Annotated in this window: 16 protein-coding genes; 1 reads left to right on the top strand and 15 read right to left on the bottom strand. The window is 73.5% G+C overall.

The genetic code is table 11. The features are described from left to right. The first annotated feature begins 150 nt into the window (after nucleotides 1-150). Nucleotides 151-648: a MarR family transcriptional regulator gene (locus ASD33_RS05545; protein ID WP_056554248.1), complete on the top strand. Its 498-nt coding sequence runs from the start codon at nucleotides 151-153 to the stop codon at nucleotides 646-648. Here ASD33_RS05545 and ASD33_RS05550 read toward each other — a convergent pair. The 15 genes from ASD33_RS05550 to rsmI all read right to left on the bottom strand — a co-directional run bounded on the left by ASD33_RS05550 (nucleotide 607) and on the right by rsmI (nucleotide 18,866). Next, the gene (locus ASD33_RS05550) at nucleotides 607-1,413 is read right to left on the bottom strand and encodes a response regulator transcription factor (RefSeq protein ID WP_056554927.1); all 807 of its coding nucleotides are present in this window, start codon (nucleotides 1,411-1,413) and stop codon (nucleotides 607-609) included. The genes ASD33_RS05545 and ASD33_RS05550 overlap by 42 nt on opposite strands. 241 nt (nucleotides 1,414-1,654) lie before the next feature. After that, the gene (gene galK / locus ASD33_RS05555; protein WP_056554250.1) at nucleotides 1,655-2,794 is read right to left on the bottom strand and encodes a galactokinase; all 1,140 of its coding nucleotides are present in this window, start codon (nucleotides 2,792-2,794) and stop codon (nucleotides 1,655-1,657) included. Beyond that, nucleotides 2,791-3,789: a UDP-glucose 4-epimerase GalE gene (gene galE / locus ASD33_RS05560; protein WP_056554253.1), complete on the bottom strand. Its 999-nt coding sequence runs from the start codon at nucleotides 3,787-3,789 to the stop codon at nucleotides 2,791-2,793. Before galE ends, galK begins: the two co-directional genes overlap by 4 nt. Then, nucleotides 3,786-4,832, bottom strand: a complete 1,047-nt coding sequence (gene galT / locus ASD33_RS05565; protein WP_056554256.1) for a galactose-1-phosphate uridylyltransferase — start codon at nucleotides 4,830-4,832, stop codon at nucleotides 3,786-3,788. The genes galE and galT overlap by 4 nt, the downstream gene beginning before the upstream one ends. 147 nt (nucleotides 4,833-4,979) lie before the next feature. Then, the gene (locus tag ASD33_RS05570) at nucleotides 4,980-5,675 is read right to left on the bottom strand and encodes a LuxR C-terminal-related transcriptional regulator (protein ID WP_056554931.1); all 696 of its coding nucleotides are present in this window, start codon (nucleotides 5,673-5,675) and stop codon (nucleotides 4,980-4,982) included. Between the two features lie 221 nt (nucleotides 5,676-5,896). Further along, the gene (locus tag ASD33_RS05575) at nucleotides 5,897-7,726 is read right to left on the bottom strand and encodes a PQQ-binding-like beta-propeller repeat protein (protein WP_056554258.1); all 1,830 of its coding nucleotides are present in this window, start codon (nucleotides 7,724-7,726) and stop codon (nucleotides 5,897-5,899) included. 13 nt (nucleotides 7,727-7,739) lie between these two features. Then, entirely contained in the window at nucleotides 7,740-9,629 is a 1,890-nt protein-coding gene (locus ASD33_RS05580) for a PQQ-binding-like beta-propeller repeat protein (protein ID WP_056554261.1), read from the bottom strand. Nucleotides 9,630-9,741: 112 nt separating this feature from the next. Beyond that, complete coding sequence (locus ASD33_RS05585) at nucleotides 9,742-11,547, bottom strand: ABC-F family ATP-binding cassette domain-containing protein (protein ID WP_056554266.1); 1,806 nt, start codon at nucleotides 11,545-11,547, stop codon at nucleotides 9,742-9,744. Between the two features lie 73 nt (nucleotides 11,548-11,620). Then, the gene (locus ASD33_RS05590; RefSeq protein ID WP_056554268.1) at nucleotides 11,621-12,913 is read right to left on the bottom strand and encodes an acyltransferase; all 1,293 of its coding nucleotides are present in this window, start codon (nucleotides 12,911-12,913) and stop codon (nucleotides 11,621-11,623) included. A 260-nt stretch (nucleotides 12,914-13,173) separates the two neighbouring features. After that, the gene (locus ASD33_RS05600; RefSeq protein WP_056554274.1) at nucleotides 13,174-14,079 is read right to left on the bottom strand and encodes a 4-(cytidine 5'-diphospho)-2-C-methyl-D-erythritol kinase; all 906 of its coding nucleotides are present in this window, start codon (nucleotides 14,077-14,079) and stop codon (nucleotides 13,174-13,176) included. Then, entirely contained in the window at nucleotides 14,076-14,948 is an 873-nt protein-coding gene (gene rsmA, locus ASD33_RS05605; protein ID WP_056554277.1) for a 16S rRNA (adenine(1518)-N(6)/adenine(1519)-N(6))-dimethyltransferase RsmA, read from the bottom strand. Before rsmA ends, ASD33_RS05600 begins: the two co-directional genes overlap by 4 nt. Nucleotides 14,949-15,099: 151 nt before the next feature. Beyond that, entirely contained in the window at nucleotides 15,100-16,395 is a 1,296-nt protein-coding gene (locus ASD33_RS05610) for a resuscitation-promoting factor (RefSeq protein WP_056554280.1), read from the bottom strand. Between the two features lie 91 nt (nucleotides 16,396-16,486). Next, the gene (locus ASD33_RS05615) at nucleotides 16,487-17,356 is read right to left on the bottom strand and encodes a TatD family hydrolase (protein ID WP_056554283.1); all 870 of its coding nucleotides are present in this window, start codon (nucleotides 17,354-17,356) and stop codon (nucleotides 16,487-16,489) included. A 64-nt stretch (nucleotides 17,357-17,420) separates the two neighbouring features. After that, the gene (locus tag ASD33_RS05620) at nucleotides 17,421-17,840 is read right to left on the bottom strand and encodes a hypothetical protein (protein WP_056554286.1); all 420 of its coding nucleotides are present in this window, start codon (nucleotides 17,838-17,840) and stop codon (nucleotides 17,421-17,423) included. 138 nt (nucleotides 17,841-17,978) lie between these two features. Next, entirely contained in the window at nucleotides 17,979-18,866 is an 888-nt protein-coding gene (gene rsmI, locus ASD33_RS05625; protein ID WP_199863454.1) for a 16S rRNA (cytidine(1402)-2'-O)-methyltransferase, read from the bottom strand. Nucleotides 18,867-18,899 lie beyond the last annotated feature (33 nt).

The raw sequence follows: 18,899 nt of genomic DNA on the forward strand, positions 1-18,899 counted from the left end.
TTGCTGGCACGAGTTGCCGAAGCGGAACGTAGTTCCGGCCGGGTCCCTTCCCCATAGTCCAGGGAAATATATCTTGACTCCAAGATACTCGATATCGAGAAACTTGACCCCAAGAGACTTTATGTCAACAGACCCTCTACACTGATCGTCATGGAGGACGAGGTCGACCGACTGGTCGCAGCATGGCGCCGCGAGCGCCCCGACCTCGACGTGGAACCGCTCGAGGTGCTCAGCCGCGTCTCGCGGCTCGCCCGGCACCTCGACCGCGCCCGTCGGCTCGCCTTCTCCGAGCACCAGCTGGAGCCCTGGGAGTTCGACGTCCTCACCTCCCTGCGCCGCGCCGGAGCGCCGTACCAGCTCTCCCCCGGCCAGCTCCTCACCCAGACCCTGGTCACCTCGGGCACCATGACCAACCGCATCGACCGGCTCACCAAGAAGGGCCTCGTCGAGCGGCTGCCCGACCCCAGCGACCGGCGCGGGGTCCTCGTCCGGCTCACCCCCGAGGGCCGCGACCGCGCCGACGAGGCGCTCGCCGGACTCCTCGCCCAGGAGCGGGCCATCCTGGCCCAGCTCTCCCGCGCCCAGCGCGGCGAACTGGCCGGACTGCTACGCCGGCTGACCGCCCCGTTCGACAACGTCCCCGGCTAGTCCGGACCCCGGCACCCCGACCGGCTGCGCGGGACCCACGCCCGCCCGGCGGGCCAGCGCCACCGCCGCCAGGGTCGAGTGCACGCCCAGCTTCCCCAGCACGTTCTGCATGTGCGTACGGACCGTGTGCGGCGACAGGAACAGCCGCTCCGCGACCGCCTTGCGGCCGAGACCCGCGACCATGCAGCGCAGCACCTCCCGCTCGCGCGGGGTCAGCGACTCCACCAGCCGCTCGCTGTCCGTCCGGTGCTTGCGCACCTCCGTCAGCTCCCGCAGCACCCCGGTGAGCAGCGCGGGCGGCAGATGCGTCTCGTCCCGCAGCACCCCGCGCACCACGGCCAGCAGCCGTTGCAGCGAACAGTCCTTCGCCACCCAGCCGGAGGCCCCGGCCTGGAGGGCGAGCGCCGCCCGCCGCGGGTCGTCCCTCTCCGCGAGGACGACGGTGCGGACCGCGGGCTGCGCCCGGCGCACCCCGGCCACCAGCGAGAGCCCGTCGACGGCACCGACAGCACCGACGGCGCCCTCGGCGTCGTCCGGGACGGCGCGGGCCGCGGCCGCGCCCGGCGGGCCCGCGCCCAGCTCGGCGTCGACGAGCAGCACGTCGAACCTGCGTCCCTCCGCCGCACCGCGCTCCAGGCAGCGCAGGGCGGCCGGGCCGCTTCCCGCGGCCGCGACGTCGACGTCGGGCTCCGCCGCGAGTGCGGCGGCCAGCGATTCGGCGAAGACGCGGTGGTCGTCCACCACCAGGACACGGATACGTGCCACGGACACCCCCAAGTGTCGAGGAACGGAACCGACGCGGGCACGGCGCCGGAGGCGGGTCCGTCGGATGCGCGGCCGCCGCCGTGCGTTGACTGTTACCCCGCTTCCGGCGCCGTACCCGACCGGGTCACGCCCCCTGAACAGCACCGGCCCCCACCGGCGCCGCCCCTCAGCGTAGGGGCGGGGCGTCACGGTGGGGGCCGATTCGCGGAACTGTCCGAAGTCGCGCGTGCGCGCGGCGGGTTCAGAGCCTGCGCGCGCCTGCCGAGGGGACGGCCGGGAAGATCCCCGGAGGGGCGTACCCGGCCCCGGCGAAGGCCTTCTCCACGGCGGCGGCGACCGCGTCCGCCCGGTCGGCCCCGACCAGGACGACGGCCGAGCCGCCGAAGCCGCCGCCGGTCATCCGGGCACCCAGCGCGCCTGCGGCGTTCGCCGCCTCGACGGCGAGGTCCAGCTCGGGGCAGGAGACCCGGAGGTCGTCCCGGAGGGAGGCGTGCCCCTCGGTGAGCACCGGGCCGACGGCCCGGGTGTCGCCGGCGTCGAGCAGCGCGAGGGTCCGCTCCACGCGCGCGTTGTCGGTGACGACGTGCCGGACGTACCGCCGCACCGTCTCGTCGCTCAGGCGTGCGAGGGTTTCGGGTAGGTGTACGGCGCTCACGTCGCGCAGGGCACGGGCGCCGAGCGCCCGCGCACCCGCTTCACACCCGGCGCGCCGCTCCGCGTACGCGCCGTCCCCGAGCGCGTGCTTCACGCGGGTGTCGACGACGAGCAGCCGCAGCCCCTCGCGGGCGAGGTCGAAGGGGACCTGACGGTACGAGAGGTCCCGGGTGTCCAGATGGAGGGCGTGGCCCTCCTCGGCGCACGCGGAGGCCATCTGGTCCATGACCCCGCAGGGCACGCCGACGAAGGCGTTCTCGGCGCGCTGCGCGAGCCGGGCGAGCTCGGGCCGGGTGAGCCCGAGCCCGAACAGGTCGTTCAGGGCGAGCGCGGTGACGACCTCCAGGGCCGCCGAGGAGGAGAGCCCGGCACCGGTCGGCACGGTCGAGGCGAGGTGCACGTCCGCGCCCGTCACCGGGTGGCCGGCCTCCCTCAGCGCCCAGACCACACCGGCCGGATAGGCCGCCCAGCCGCCGCCCGAGAGCGGCTCCAGGGTGTCGGCCGCGAGCTGGACGACACCGCCTCCGACGTCGGCGGAGTGCAGGCGCAGCACGCCGTCGTCACGGCGGGAGACGGCGGCGACGGCGGTGTGCGGCAGCGCGAGCGGCAGCACGAAGCCCTCGTTGAAGTCGGTGTACTCCCCGATGAGGTTGACCCGCCCGGGGGCCGCCCAGACACCGTCGGGCGCGGCGCCGTACAGCGCCTCGAAGTCCTCGGCGACGCTCACGCGGAACCCTCCTCGCGGCGGAGCCGGGCGAAGGCCCAGGCGTCGGCGACGACGGCCGCCAGGTCCGGCCGGGACGGCGTCCAGCCGAGCCGCTCGCGGGCCGCGTCGGCGGAGGCGACCAGGACGGCCGGGTCGCCGGGGCGGCGCGCGGCGGTGATCTCGGGGACCGGGTGCCCGGTGACCTTCCGCACGGTCTCGACGACCTCGCGGACGGAGAATCCGTTGCCGTTGCCGAGGTTGCAGACGAGGTGCTCCCCGGCCGGCACGGAACCGGCCGTCATCGCGTCGAGCGCCAGCACATGGGCCTCGGCCAGGTCGGCGACGTGGATGTAGTCGCGGACGCAGGTGCCGTCCGGGGTCGGGTAGTCCTCGCCGTACACGGATATCGCCTCGCGCTCGCCCACGGCGACCTGGAGGACGAGCGGGATCAGGTGCGACTCGGGTGCGTGGCGCTCGCCGAGCGGGCCGTACGCCCCCGCCACGTTGAAGTAGCGCAGCGACACGGCGGCCAGGCCGTGGGCGGCGCACTCGCCGGCGATCATGTGGTCGACGGCCAGCTTGCTCGCCCCGTAGGGGCTGGTGGGCGCGGTCGGCGCGGTCTCGGTGATCGGCACGGTCTCCGGCTCGCCGTAGGTCGCGGCGGTGGAGGAGAAGACGAGCCTGCGCACTCCCGTGGAGCGCATGGCCGCCAGCAGGGCCATGGTGCCGCCGACGTTGTTCTCCCAGTACTTCTCCGGCCTGGCGACGGATTCGCCGACCTGGGAGAAGGCGGCGAAGTGCAGGACGCCGTCGTAGGAGTCGTCCAGCCACTTCGCGGCGTCCTGGACGCGGCCCTCGACGAACGCGGCGCCCGCCGGGACCGCCTCGGCGAAGCCGGTGGAGAGGTCGTCGAGGACGGTGACCCGGTGGCCCCGCTCCAGGAGGTGGGCGGCGACGACGCTGCCCACGTATCCGGCCCCACCCGTCACCAGGTACTTCTTCGTGTCCGCGCTCACTCGGCGGTCGCCACCTCTCGCAGTCGTCGGGCCGCGTCCTCCGGCCGTACGTCGTTCATGAACGCGCCCATGCCGGACTCGGTGCCCGCGAGGAACTTCAGCTTGCCGGAGGCCCGTCGGACGGTGAAGAGCTCCAGGTGCAGTCCGAAGTCCTCCCGCCGGGCGTCCGTGAACGGCGCCTGGTGCCAGGCGGAGATGTAGGGCGTCGGCGGCTCGTCCGGGCCGAAGATCCGGTCGAAGCGCCTCAAGAGTTCCAGGTACACCTGTGCGCACTCTGTGCGGGCCGCCCCTTCGAGGGCGAGGAGGTCCGGCACCCGGCGCTTGGGGTGCAGGTGCACCTCGTACGGCCAGTGGGCGGCGTACGGCACGAAGGCGATCCAGTGCTCGGTCTCCAGGACCACCCGCTCGCCGTCGGTCCTTTCCCGCTCGACCACGTCGTCGAAGAGGTTCCGGCCGGTCTCGGCGCGGTGCTCGTCGAGGCGGCGCCGCATGGCCGCCGTCCGGGGCGTCACGTAGGGGAAGGCGTAGATCTGGCCGTGCGCGTGGGGCAGGGTGACGCCGATCTCCGCGCCCCGGTTCTCGAAGCAGTAGACCTGCTCGACGCCGGGCAGCGCGGAGAGTTCGGCGGTGCGGTCGGTCCAGGCGTCGAGGACGAGGGCGGCCCGCTCCTCGGTGAGGTCGGCGAAGGAGTCCGTGTGGTCGTCGGTGAAGCAGACGACCTCGCAGCGGCCGACGCCGCCGGAGAGCGAGGGGAAGCGGTTCTCGAAGACCACCACCTCGTAGCTCTCCTCGGGGACCTCGCTCTCGCGTCCGTCCCTGGCGGGGCAGAGCGGGCAGGCGTCGGCCGGCGGGAGGTAGGTGCGGGACTGCCGGTGCGAGGCGACGGCGACCGCGTCGCCGGTGAGGGCGTCGTACCGGATCTCGGAGCGGGAGACGACGGGGGTGAGGGGGCGCGGGTCGACGGCGGTGCGGACGGTGTCGTCGCGCGTGTCGTAGTAGATCAGTTCGCGCCCGTCGGCCAGCGTGGTGACGGTCTTCTTCACGGGGGTGCCCTCCGGGGCGGATCAAACAGAACCACACACAAGGAAGCACATTCCAACATCACCGTCAACGGTGAAGCCCGGTCCCGCACATGAACGGAACCGGACGGAACGAAGAAGCACCGCGCCAGGCCTTCGCGCCCCGGCGCGTCAGGCGCCCGTCACCCCGGGCCCGCGCGGCCCCGGCAGCGCCCGGTCCAGCAGCCCCGTACGGGCCGCCAGCGCCGCCGCCTCCAGGCGCGAGCCGACCCCCAGCTTCATCAGGACCCGCTGCACGTGCGTCCGCGCCGTGCTCGACGCGATCCCCATCCCCGCCGCGATCAGCCGGGTGTCCTCCCCCTCCGCGACCCGGACGAGGACCTCCACCTCCCGCTGCGTCAGCAGCCGCAGCAGCCGCTGCCCCTCGTCGTCCGGCTGCGCCGAAGGGTTCAGCAACTCCTCGAAGGCCGATCTGAGCAGTTGCGGCGCCACCGCCGACTCCCCCGCCCTGGCCTTCACCAGGGCGCGTTCCACGCCCTCGATCCGCTCGTCGTGCCGGACGTACCCGGAGGCGCCGGCCGCGAACGCCGCCGCGATCCCGCGCGGCGAGGGCACCGGGCCGAGCACCACGACCGCCACCTGCGGCCGCTCCCGCTTGATCCGCACGACCGGGTCGAAGACCCCCGGCAGGTCCGGCGTCGCCGTGCCCAGCAGACAGACCTCCGGCGCCCGGCCCACCACCAGCTCCGCCGCGCCCGCCACCGGCGCCGCCGCCGCGAGCACCCGGTGCCCGCGCAGTTTGAGCGCCGAGGCCAGCGCCTCCGCGAGCAGACGGTGGTCGTCCACCACCACCAGGCGTACGCCCATCCCGGTCATCCCCCTCGTCCGCGCCCGCCGTCCCCCGGCACGCCTGACCCGGCAAGGTACACGCTCCCCCGCCCCCCATCGCCCCAACCGCGGGCAGGAGACCCGTCCCGGTGCGGAATTCCCCCCTTCCCGGTGACGGTCACGGCCGGGGCGGGACGCGCGTGGGCCCCTCCGGATCACCGGAGGGGCCCACGACGGTCGTGCGTCGGTCGGTACCGCCGTCAGCGCGGGACGGCGAAGGAGACCACCAGGTACTTCTTGTCCGTGGCGCCCTCCCTGGCCTTGCTCACCAGCGTCTGCGCGATGAACAGCCGGCCGTCCCCGTAGAGGACCTCCGCACCGGTGAGGCTGGTGTTGGTCTCCATCGCGCGGATCGAGCGCTCCCCCGGGTTCTCCAGGAGCAGCGTCTCCTTCATCGTGCCGGCGTTGATCGACACGATCCGGCCGCCCTTGTCGTACGGCGGCTCCTTGTACGCGATGAGGTCGCCGCCGTCCATGCGGAGCGGGACCAGGGTGTAGCGGTCGCCCGCGTCCGCCTTCTCCGGCACCATCTTCCCGGTGGCCAGCTCGAAGGCGATGATCTCGTTCGTCTCGTCGCCGTACTCGCCGGTGGAGCCCTCGTGCTCCTCGGTCGGCACGTAGAGCCGGTTGTTGCCGACGAGCACCTGCTGGCAGGACTCGACCTTGGTCGAGCGGCAGCGGCCCGCGTACTGGTCGGCGTCGGCCGTGATCTTCGCCTTGAGCTTCCCGGTCTTCTCGTCGATCGAGAAGAAGTCCGAGATGCCGCTGCCGTCACCGGCGGTGTCGCCGACGTCGGCCGCGACGACCAGCGGCTTGGAGGAGACCACCGACGCGTACTTCACACCGGTCGGCATCTTGTACTGCGAGACCGGGGCGCCCGTCATCGGGTCGAGGTTCTGAATCAGCACGTACTGGCTGTCGTACGAACCGCACTTGCGGACCGCGACCAGGCCCTCGCCGCCGCCGTAGCCCAGGTCGTAGCAGTTCTGGTCGTTGGCCTGCGGCTTCCAGCGCGCGTTGCCGTTGGCCAGGTCGAAGGCGGCGCCGCCGTCGGTGCCGCCGGCCGCGACCGTCTTCCCGCTGAGGGTGACCTCGGAGAAGCGGACCTTCTGGTCGCCGCCGGTGCCGCCGGTGACCGAGGAGGTCCACAGCAGCTTGCCGGTGTTCAGGTCGACCAGGCCGACCTCGGTGCACTGCTGGTAGTAGCGCGGGGCGACCCTCTTCTTGGCCTCGAAGAGGACCGGCACCTTGTTGTCGGCGGTCTTGTGCCGGGAGGCACCGCAGACCTGACCGGCCAGCGGCAGGGTCCACAGGACCGTGCCCTTGTCCAGGTCGTGCGCGACGATCGAGTTGACCCCGGTCTTCACGTACGCCTTGTCGGTGATCCAGGAACCGGAGACGTCGGTGACGTCCGGGACCTTCGGCTCGTCGATCGAGAAGGCCAGCTTCGCCTGCGTGTTCGCGGACGCCTTCTCCTTGCCGTCACCGCCCAGACCGCTGGTGCCGCCGGTCTTCCCGCCGTCGCCGCCGGTGCCCTGCGAGGTGCCGGCCGAGCCCTTGGCCTCGTCGTCCTTGCCGCCGCCCTCGGAACCGGCGTACCAGATGCCGACGCCGACGATCAGCACGACGGCGACGACCGCCGCGATGATGATCTGGAGCTGCGCCGACAGCTTCTTGCCGCCGCCGGGCGCCGGCGGCGGGGTGGGCTGCTGGTACCCGCCGTAGGCCTGCTGCGGCTGCGTCGGGTAGCCGTACGGGGGCTGCACCGGCTGCTGCTGCGGCTGGGTGCCGTACGGGGGCTGCTGCGGCGGCTGCTGCGGCTGGGCGCCGGGGTAGCCGTACGGCTGCTGCGGCTGCTGCCCGTAGCCCTGGCCGGGCTGCTGCGGCGGATAGCCGTACGACTGGTCCGGGGCCGGGGCGTGCTGCGGGTAGCCGTAGCCCGGCTCCGGCTGCTGCGGCGGGGGCGTCGGGGCCCCGAAGCCGCCCTGCGGATCCGGCGGCTGGTTCGGCGGCGGGGGTGGCTGCGTCATCGGTCCTCGTACCTCACTTGCTGAACGCCATCATCGTCTTGACCAACTTCTCTTCCTTGTCGTTCGAGGCGGAGACGCGTCCGCTCGCCACGACGAAGGTGCCACCGCCGTAGGCGTAGCCGGGGCTGTAGAAGCTGTTCTCGATCTCGGACGTCGACGCCGGGTGCTGGAGCAGGATCTTCGGCGCACCACCGGTCGGGGCGATCGTCGCGACCGCGCCGCCCTTGTCGTACGAGGAGTCCACGTACACCAGGACCTCGGAGCCCTCCATGCGCAGCGGCGTCATGGACTGGCCCTCGGGGGCCTTGGAGCGCCACTTGGCCTTGCCGGTCTTCAGGTCGAAGGCGACGACCTCGTTGGACTTGCCGTAGCCGACCTCGGTCGCCATGTAGAAGTTGTTCGCGTCGGCCGCGACACCCGTGCAGCCCTCCAGGTTGCGCCCGAAGATGACGAACCCGCCGCCGCAGGACGGGGCGAACTTGTCCTTGCCGCCCTGGATCTGGGAGCGGAGCGTGCCGTTGGGGTTGAGCGTGAAGATGGTCCACTTCTTCGGCTCGCGCTGGGTGGCGGAGACGACCAGCGGGTCGACCGAGTAGACCTTGTCGACCTCCCAGCCCGCCTCCAGCTTGAAGCTGTACTTGGGCTTGCCGGTGGCCGGGTCGACCGGGCCGACGGCCTGGACCTTCTTGGAGCCGCTGCCCGAGCCGCAGTCCATGGCGGCGATCAGCCTGCTGCCGCCGGCGAACGCGAAGGGCTTGCAGCCGCTCGTCGGACCGGTGAACAGCTGCTTGCCGTCGGCGAGGGAGAAGCCGTAGGCGCTGCTGGTGCCGGCCACGGTCAGCGTGTTGCCGCTGATGGCCAGGGTGTTGTCCGAGAACGCGAAGAGGCCCTTGGGCTTCGGCACGGACTTCTTCCAGCCCGCCTTGCCGGTCTTCAGGTCGACCTGCTGGAGCTCGCTGCACTTGGCGCCGTCCTTGGCGCTCTCGGCGTAGCCGAAGACCATGACGCCGGTCGCCGAGGGGTTCGCGGGGGCCGCGCACAGCTCGAAGGGCACGTCGACGTGCCACTTCGGCGAGCCGTCCGTGAGGCTGTAGCCGTCGATGCCCTTGTACATGGCCTTGACGACGGTGTCGCCGACGATCCAGGGGCCGTACACGTCGGCGCCGTTGCGGGGCAGGTCGACGTCGTTCTTCAGCAGCCAGTTGACCTTGGCCTCGCCGTCCTTGCGGCCGGCGTTGAGGTCCTCCTCGCCGTTGGATCCGTCACCGGAGCCGTCGCCCTTGTCGACCGACTCGGTCGGCTTGGGGATGCCCGACGAGGACGAGGCGCTGGTGGTCGGCGCGGCGATCGGTTCCTCGTCGTCGCCACCTCCGACGACCGCCCAGGTGGTGACGGCGGCCACCAGGACGGCGGCGGCGGCCACGGCCGCGACGACACCGGTCCGGCCCTTGAGGGGCCCGCCGCCACCGGCCGGCGGCGGGGTCGGGGCGCCCTGGTACATCGGCTGGGTGGGGTAGCCACCGCCGCCGTACGGGTTCTGCTGCTGGCCGTACGGGCCGGGCTGCTGCGGCTGCTGCTGCTGCCCGTAACCGGGCTGCTGCCCCTGCTGGGGGTAGCCGTACGGGGGCTGCTGGCCGTACGGGCCGGGCTGGCCCTGCTGCGGGTAGCCGTAGCCGGGCTGCGGCTGCTGCCCGTACGGTCCGGGCGCGGCCGGAGGCGCGGTCGGCGGCATCCCGGGCGGACCGGCCGGCGGCGGCGGGGTCTGCGGTGCCTGCGGCGGGACGGGCGGCGTGCCCGGGGCCTTGTCCAGGTTCGGGCTGCCCTGGTTCTGGCCCGGGGCCTGGTTCGGATCCTGGGGAGCTCCGAAGCCCCCCGGCGGCTGGTTGCTGGGCGGCTGGGTCATCAGCGGTTCCCCCTTGACGTGAGCGGCTTTTCTTTCTACCACTCGCGTGATGGCGCAAAAGCGACCGGTCCGCCCCTTGTACCCAAGGGAGGACCGGCCTGTGATGCCCTCGTTATGCGTCCTCGGCCAGTTCGAGCCAGCGCATCTCCAGTTCCTCGCGCTCCCCGGCGAGTTCGCGGAGTTCCGCGTCGAGCTTCGCCACCAGCTCGAAATCGGTGGCGTTGTCGGCGATCCGGGTGTGCAGCTTGGCCTCCTTGTCGGAGACCTTGTCGAGCTGCCGCTCGACCTTCTGCAGCTCCTTCTTCGCGGCGCGGGCGTCGGCGGCGGAGACGCCCGGCTTGGCCTGCGCGGGCGCGGCGGCGGGCGTCGGGACGGACGCCTCGATCATCGCCCGGCGGCGCTCCAGGTACTCGTCGATGCCGCGCGGCAGCATCCGCAGGGTCCGGTCGCCGAGCAGCGCGAGCGTCTTGTCGGTGGTGCGCTCGATGAAGAACCGGTCGTGGGAGATGACGACCATGGAGCCCGGCCAGCCGTCGAGGAGGTCCTCCAGCTGGGTCAGGGTCTCGATGTCGAGGTCGTTGGTGGGCTCGTCGAGGAAGAGCACGTTCGGCTCGTCCATCAGCAGGCGCAGCAGCTGGAGGCGGCGGCGCTCACCGCCGGAGAGGTCGCCGACCGGCGTCCACTGCTTCTCCTTGGTGAAGCCGAACTGCTCGCAGAGCTGGCCGGCCGTCATCTCGCGGCCCTTGCCGAGGTCGACGCGGTCGCGGATCTGCTGGACGGCCTCCAGGACCCGCAGGGTGCCGGGGAGTTCGGTGACGTCCTGGGAGAGGTAGGCGAGCCGGACGGTCTTGCCGACCGTGACGGAGCCGGCGGCGGGCTGGATCTCGCCCTGGCTGACGGCGGCGTCCGCGAGTGCGCGCAGGAGTGAGGTCTTGCCCGCGCCGTTGACGCCGACGAGACCGATGCGGTCGCCGGGGCCCAGCTGCCAGGTGAGGTGCTGGAGCAGGGTCTTGGGTCCGGCGGTGACGGTCACGTCCTCCAGGTCGAAGACCGTCTTGCCGAGCCGGGCGTTGGCGAACTTCATCAGCTCGGAGGTGTCGCGCGGCGGCGGCACGTCGGCGATCAGCTCGTTGGCGGCCTCGATGCGGTAGCGGGGCTTGGAGGTGCGGGCGGGGGCGCCGCGCCGCAGCCAGGCCAGCTCCTTGCGCATCAGGTTCTGCCGCTTGGTCTCCTCGGTGGCGGCGATGCGCTCGCGCTCGGCACGGGCGAAGACGTAGTCGGAGTAGCCGCCCTCGTACTCGTGGACGGCCCCGCGCTGCACGTCCCACATGCGGGTGCAGACCTGGTCGAGGAACCAGCGGTCGTGGGTGACGCAGACGAGCGCGGAGCGGCGCTCCTGGAGGTGCTTGGCGAGCCAGGCAATGCCCTCGACGTCGAGGTGGTTGGTGGGCTCGTCGAGGACGAGGAGGTCCTGGTCCTCGATGAGCAGCTTGGCGAGCGCGATGCGGCGGCGCTCACCGCCGGAGAGCGGGCCGATGACGGTGTCGAGGCCGTTCTCGAAGCCGGGCAGGTCGAGCCCGCCGAAGAGCCCGGTGAGCACGTCGCGGATCTTGGCGCTGCCCGCCCACTCGTGGTCGGCCATGACGCCGATGACCTCGTGCCGGATGGTGGCCTTCGGGTCGAGCGAGTCGTGCTGGGTCAGCACGCCGAGGCGCAGCCCGCCGCTGTGGGTGACGCGGCCGGTGTCGGCCTCCTCCAGCTTGGCGAGCATCCGGATGAGGGTGGTCTTGCCGTCGCCGTTGCGGCCCACGACCCCGATCCGCTCCCCTTCGGAGACGCCGAGCGAGACCCCGTCGAGGAGGGCACGGGTGCCGTAGACCTTGGTGACGGCCTCGACATTGACCAGATTGACGGCCACGTTGACTCCTGTACGGGGTGATCGATCGACGTCCCAGGGTACGTCCCCGCGCGGACCGGCCCCGGCCCCGGCGTCAGGCCCCCGGGCGGCGCCCGGCCCTCTCCACCAGCAGCCAGCCCGCCAGGGCCAGGGCGACGGCCGCCGGGGCGGTGACCGGAACGGCGATCAGGGTGGCCGAGTGGCCGGTCAGGAGACCGCCGAAACCGGTCAGGGAGAGCCCGAGGACGCCGAGCAGGGCGAGGGTGATGCCGACGGCGGCGGCCGGGCCGCCGGTGCCGTTCGCCGGGGCGGCCGGGCCGGGGGACTCGAAGCGGCGGAACACGGCGACGAGGACGGCGGTGAGCAGGCCCGCCGCCGCGAACCGGAGCGGCACCTGCGCCCACCACGCCCCGGTCGCCGGGGCGGGCAGCTCGACGCCGAGGCCGAGCATCGCCCCGTACACCCCGAGCATCGCCGTCAGGTGCCAGAGGAACGCGGTCATCGCGATCCCGTTGGCGGCGACCACCCCGCGCCACACCCCGGCGCGGGCGACGAGGCGGGTCCCCGGCCTCTTCAGCAGCTCGACCGCGCCGACCAGCCACAGGCCGTGGCAGAGCAGGGCCAGGGTCGGCGGGGCCATGTTGGAGACCTTCTCGCCGGGCATCCCCACCATGGACAGCGGGTACGGCCCGAGGGCGACGAGCGCGGTCGCACCGAGCAGGCCCGCGCCGGCGAGCAGGGCCGGACGGCGGATCATGCCGTCGGCGCGGAGGAAGCCGAGCTGGTGGACGGCCAGCCAGACGAACGCGAAGTTCAGGAACTCGACGTACGGCACGTGCGCCGCGAACCGCAGGACGTCCACGGCGACCGCGCCGCCCACGAGCGCGGCGAAGGCGCCCCAGCCCCAGCGCTCGTGCAGCCGCAGCAGCGGCGGGGTGAAGGCGACCATCGCGAGGTAGATCCCGATGAACCAGAGCGGCTGGGTGACGAGCCGCAGCGCGACGCCGGTGAGCCCGCCGTCCGCGCCGGACAGCTGGAGCACCAGCGCGGCCGCGCCCCAGACCCCGACGAAGACCATCGTCGGCCGCAGCAGCCGCTGGAGCCGGGCCCGCAGGAAGGCCGCGTACTGCGGGCGCGAGCGGTGGGCGAGGGCGTGCGAGAAGCCGCCGACGAAGAAGAACACCGGCATGACCTGGAACGCCCAGGTCACCACCTGGAGCTCCGGCACGACGGCGAGCAGGTTGCCGACCTGTCCGTCGGCGGTGACGGCCGCCATCAGCCAGTGGCCGAGGACGACGACGGCGAGCGAGGCGACCCGGAGCAGGTCGACGTACCGGTCCCGCGTCGCCGGTGTGGCGGCGGCGAGTTCACGCGCGCTGATTCCCATGCTCGTACGGTCCCGCGACGGCCCGGTGCGGCGTCAGCGCGCGGATACTCAACCGGCGGCTGAGTACGGCGCCGGCGCCGGTCCTCCGGTCGGCACCCACAGGACCGTCCTCACCGCGGCGGACGGCCTCGAGAACCCGACCTCGGTGGCGGTGCGCGCCAAGTCCGTCCACATCCCCGGCGCGGCCTGCTTCACCACCCCGGACCCGGACCCGAACCTGCTCCTGGCGCGGATCTCGAAGAACAAGCGCCAGGTCGCGTTCAGAGGACGGTCGCGCCTGCCGCCGGTGAGGTCGCCACCCTCGCCGTGCGGCAGGTGCCGGAGGCGATCAGGGCGGCGGCGACGGCGGCCGCCGTCTCCGGGTCCTTCACCAGGAACGCCGTCGTCGGGCCCGAGCCGGAGACCAGGGCCGCGAGGGCGCCCGCCCCGGTGCCGGCGGCCAGGGTCGCGGCGAGCGAGGGGCGCAGGGAGAGCGCGGGGGCCTGGAGGTCGTTGGCGAGGGCGCCCGCGAGGGCGGCGGTGTCACCGGTCCGCAGGGCTTCCAGGAGGGCCGGGGACGCGGCCGGCTCGGGGACGTCCACGCCCTCGGCGAGGCGGTCGAACTCGCCGTACACCGCCGGGGTCGAAAGACCGCCGTCGGCGACGGCGAACACCCAGTGGAAGGTGCCGCCGACCGGCAGCCCGTCGAGCTTCTCGCCGCGCCCGGTGCCGAGCGCCGCCCCGCCGACCAGGCTGAACGGCACGTCGGAGCCGAGTTCGGCGCAGATCTCCAGGAGGACGTCGCGGGGGGTGTCCAGGCCCCACAGCGCGTCGCAGGCGAGCAGGGCGCCCGCCCCGTCCGCGCTGCCGCCGGCCATGCCGCCGGCGACCGGGATGTCCTTCCTGATGTGCAGGTGCACGTCCGGTGCGATGCCGTGCCGGGCGGCGAGCAGTTCGGCGGCGCGCGCGGCCAGGTTGGTGCGGTCGAGCGGCACCTTGTCGGCGTCGGGGCCCTCGCAGGTGACCGTCAGCGCCTCGGCGGGGGTCGCCGTGACCTCGTCGTACAGGGAGACGGCGAGGAAGACGTTGGCCAGGTCGTGGAAGCCGTCGGGGCGGGCCGCGCCGACCGCGAGCTGGGCGTTGACCTTGGCGGGGACGCGGACGGTGACGTCTCGGGGAGCGCTCACGCCTTCGCCTCCGCGATCCGGGCGAACTCCTCCACCGTCAGCGCCTCGCCGCGCGCCTGCGGCGAGATCCCGGCCGTCACGAGGGCCTCCTCGGCCGCCGCGGGCGAGCCCGCCCAGGTCGCGAGGGCGGCGCGCAGGGTCTTGCGGCGCTGCGCGAAGGCCGCGTCGACGACGGCGAAGACCTCCTGGCGGCTCGCGGTGGTCGCGAGGGGCTCGGTGCGGCGGACCAGGGAGACGAGGCCGGAGTCGACGTTCGGCGCGGGCCAGAAGACGTTGCGGCCGATGGAGCCGGCCCGCTTGACCTCCGCGTACCAGTTGGCCTTCACCGACGGTACGCCGTAGACCTTGTTCCCCGGCTTGGCGGCGAGGCGGTCGGCGACCTCCGCCTGGACCATGACGAGGGTCCGCTCGATGCTCGGGAACCGCTCCAGCATGTGGAGCAGGACCGGCACGGCGACGTTGTACGGCAGGTTGGCGACGAGCGCGGTCGGCGCCGGGCCCGGCAGCTCCTGGACCTGCATGGCGTCCGAGTGGACGAGCGCGAAGCGGTCGGCGCGGGCCGGCATGCGGGCGGCGATCGTGGCGGGCAGCGCGGCGGCGAGGACGTCGTCGATCTCGACGGCCGTCACCCGGTCCGCGGCCTCCAGGAGGGCCAGGGTGAGGGAGCCGAGTCCGGGCCCCACCTCCACGACCACGTCGTCGGGCCGCACCTCGGCCGTGCGGACGATCCGCCGGACGGTGTTGGCGTCGATGACGAAGTTCTGGCCCTTCTGCTTCGTGGGGCGCACGCCGAGGGCGGCGGCCAGCTCACGGATGTCGGCGGGGCCGAGGAGGGCGTCGGGGCTTTCGGGGCCGGTGGTGGTGCTCACCGGTACAGCCTAGGGCCTGCGCGACCGGGTCTCACCGGCACGAGCCGGGGGCTGCGCAGCGGAGCCCGCGTCGAGCCCGGGGCTGCGCGGCAGGACCCGCCCCTCACCCCGACGGGCCGGGGCCGCGCGGCGGAGCCCGTACCGCCCCGCCTCACCCGTACAGCCTTCGGCCGCAGTGGGGCCACGGGCTCGCGCCCCGCTGCACGTACAGCTTCTTCGCCCGGAAGGTCTGCTCGGCGGCGGGCGCGTTCTGCGCGACGCCGCTGCCGCCGAGCGCCCGCCAGGTGCCGGGGTCGAACTGGTAGAGCCCGCCGTACGTCCCCGACGGGTCGACCGCGCCCGGCCGGCCGCCGGACTCGCAGGCGGCGAGCGCGCCCCAGTCGAGGCCGTCGGCCCCGGCGACGGAGCTGGGCAGCGGCCGGGTGCCGACCCGGACCGTGCGGCTGACGGGCTCGCGGACGATCTCCTCCCCGGTGCGGCGGGGCCGCTGCCGGACGCCGTTGACCGTTCGGAGGCTGTACGTGACCCGGCGGACCCCGGGAACCCCCTGCCGTTCGACGACCTCGGAGCCCGCGAACAGCTCCGGGTCGCGGACCGTCTCCACCGCGTACGGGATCGCCTCCTCCCGCACCTGCCGGGAGCCGGTGATCCGCAGCACGTTGACCGTCTGGCCGTCGCGCGGGAAGGAGCCGGGGGCGACGGAGGTGACGTCCTGCCCGGTGAGGGTGATCCCCGCCTCGGCCAGGGCCTCCCCGACGGTCGCGGCGTTCGTCCGGACGGTCCGCTCGCGCCCGTCGGCGAGGAAGGTGATGCTCCGCTCGGTGCGCACGTCGAGGGCGAGGCCCTGCCGGGAGATCGCGGCCCCCCGCGAGACCGAGAGGAACGCGCCCTCCGCGCGGACGCCGAGCTGCCGCAGCGCCCCCTCGACGGTGTGGGCGGTCGTCCACACCTGGCGGCGCTGCCCGTCGAGGGTGAGGGCGACCGGCCGGCCGTACCGGACGACGATCTCGTCGCCGCTGGCCAGGGCCGCCGCGGGGGCGGGCGCGACGATGTCGTGCGTGCCGACGGCCACGCCCTCGTCGGCGAGGAGTTCGCCGATGTCGTCGGCGAAGGTGTGCAGGGTGCGGGGCACGCCGTCCACGGTGAGCCGGACGGCCTTGTCGTCGGCGACGAAGGCGCTGGTGCCGCCGGCGAGGAAGGCGACGACGAGGGCCTGCGGGACGAGCCTGCGCAGCCCCTCCCCGGCGGGCCCGGAGGCCCTGCGGCGGCGGGCGGCGCGCCGGGACCCGGCCCGGGAGCCCTGCCCGGGGACGGCCGCCCCGGGCCCGGGGGCGGTCTCCGGGGCGGGCGCCACGAGGGGCGCCGCCATCGTCGGCTGCTCGTGCACGGGCAGCGTCGCGGCCGCGCCCCGCCGTCCCGCTCGGTGACTGCCCTGGGAAGTGCTCACGAGGCCGGGACCCTAGCCCCGGTCGTCGTCACTCAGCCGGACGACCCGACCACGAAACGTAATCGTTATGGAGCGCCGGGCGGCGGCCGGGTCAGTAGTCGAACGCGCGGGCCGTGTTCACGGCGATGGCCTCGGCCAGCTCGTTCTCCCCGATCCCCCGCACCTGCGCCATCGCCCGGAGCGTGACCGGGATCAGGTACGGGGCGTTCGGGCGGCCCCGGTAGGGCGCCGGGGTGAGGAAGGGGGCGTCGGTCTCGACGAGGACCAGGTCCAGCGGGGCGACGGCGAGCGCGTCCCGCAGGTGCTGGGCGTTCTTGAAGGTGACGTTGCCGGCGAAGGACATGTAGTAGCCCTTGGCGGCGCAGATCTCGGCCATGGCGGCGTCGCCTGAGTAGCAGTGGAAGACGGTCCGCTCGGGGGCGCCCTCCTCGTCCAGGACCCGCAGCACGTCGGCGTGGGCCTCCCGGTCGTGGATGACGAGCGCCTTGCCGTGCCGCTTGGCGATCTCGATGTGGGCGCGGAAGGAACGCTCCTGCGCGGCGATGCCCTCGGGGCCGGTACGGAAGAAGTCGAGGCCGGTCTCGCCCACGCCGCGGACGTACGGCAGGGCGGCGAGGCGGTCGATCTCGGCGAGCGCGTCGTCCAGGGCGGCGTCCCCGCCGCCCTCCCTGGCCCCCTGCCGGGACCAGCCGTCGGGGTCCCCGAGGACGATCCGGGGCGCTTCGTTGGGGTGCAGGGCGACGGCCGCGTGGACGTGTTCGTGTGCGGCGGCCGTCTCCGCGGCCCACTGCGAGCCCTTCACGTCGCAGCCCACCTGGACGACCGTGGTCACGCCGACGGCGGCGGCCTTGACGAGGGCCTCCTCGACGGTCCCGGACTGGAGGTCCAGATGGGTGTGCGAGTCCGCGACCTCCACCAGGAGGGGTTCGGGCAGCGGCGGCGGGGCGTCCTTGGCACTCATGGCCCCGATCGTACGAGGCTCATGAGCGCCCGCGCGCATGGTTACCCGTGCCGTCGGCAGCCGTTCACTGATGGCGCCGGAACGGGTGCAGGAGGTCCGAGAGGTGCCAGTGGTGCGGCACCGGAGGCTGCTCCGGGCCGCCCTCGGTCAGCTCCTGGCCGATGGGTCCGGCCGGTCCCACGGGCCTCGTCTCCTTGGATCCCTGCCGGTGCTTCTCGGTCGCGGCGATCAGGTCGAGCACCGACGACACCTGCCCCGCGCGCATGATGCGGACGACGTGTCCGCCGCAGTTCATGCAGGTGGGGCTGGACAGCGGGGAAGGCACCCGCTCCCCGTCGGCCTTGTAGACGACGAATTCGTGGCCGGCGGCGTCGACGTGGTGTTCGATGTCGTACGCCTGCTCCCAGCCGTATCCACAGCGCATGCAGGCGAAGGCGTACGCCTCATGGGCGACGGAAATGCCGGTGCCGGTGATCTCGCTCATGCCAGCTCCTCTCCACTGATCAGTGGACGCCTTTTCGGGCCGGAGCGCATCAGCGCGGAAGGAACCATGGAAGGCTTTTGGCTCTTCCCTTGCCAAGCACCCTGCGGAGTGTCCCGGCACCGGTTTCGGCTTTGCCTTTCAGGTTAGTCCTTTACCGTTTCCGGGGACCGGACCAGCCGCATTCTTTGCCGCCACGACGGCATCGAACACCTCCCGCTTGGGAAGTCCCGCGTCCGCCGCGACGGCCGCGATGGCCTCCTTGCGGCGCTCCCCCGCCTCCTCGCGCACCCGCACCCTGCGCACCAGCTCCTCGGCGTCGAGTTCGGCCGGGCCGGTCTCCGGGGCGCCCTCGACGACGACCGTGATCTCGCCGCGGACCCCCTCGGCCGCCCAGGCGGCGAGCTCGGCCAGCGGGCCGCGCTTGACCTCCTCGTACGTCTTGGTCAGCTCGCGGCAGACGGCGGCCCGGCGCTCGGCGCCGAAGACCTCGGCCATCGCGGCGAGCGTGTCGTCCAGGCGGTGCGGGGCCTCGAAGTAGACGAGGGTCCGCTTCTCGTCCGCGACCTCGCGGAGCTTCCCGAGGCGCTCGCCGGCCTTCCTCGGCAGGAAGCCCTCGAAGCAGAAGCGGTCCACGGGCAGCCCGGAGAGGGCCAGCGCGGTGAGCACGGCGGACGGGCCGGGGACGGCCGTCACCTTGATGTCCTGCTCGACGGCGGCGGCGACCAGCCGGTAGCCGGGGTCCGACACGGACGGCATGCCCGCGTCGGTCACCAGCAGCACCCGGGCGCCGCCGACCAGCGCCTCGACCAGTTCGGGCGTACGGGCGGACTCGTTCCCCTCGAAGTAGGAGACGACCCGGCCCGAGGTGTGGATGCCCAGCGCGCGGGTCAGTCCGCGCAGCCTCCGGGTGTCCTCGGCGGCCACGATGTCCGCGTTCTCCAGTTCGGTGGCGAGTCGGGGCGGAGCGTCCGCGATGTCACCGATGGGGGTCCCTGCGAGTACCAGCGTTCCTGTCACACGGACCATCCTCCCAGCCCGGACAGGCGACGCGCACAGGCG

Source organism: Streptomyces sp. Root1304, from assembly GCF_001426405.1.
Lineage (GTDB): Bacteria > Actinomycetota > Actinomycetes > Streptomycetales > Streptomycetaceae > Streptomyces.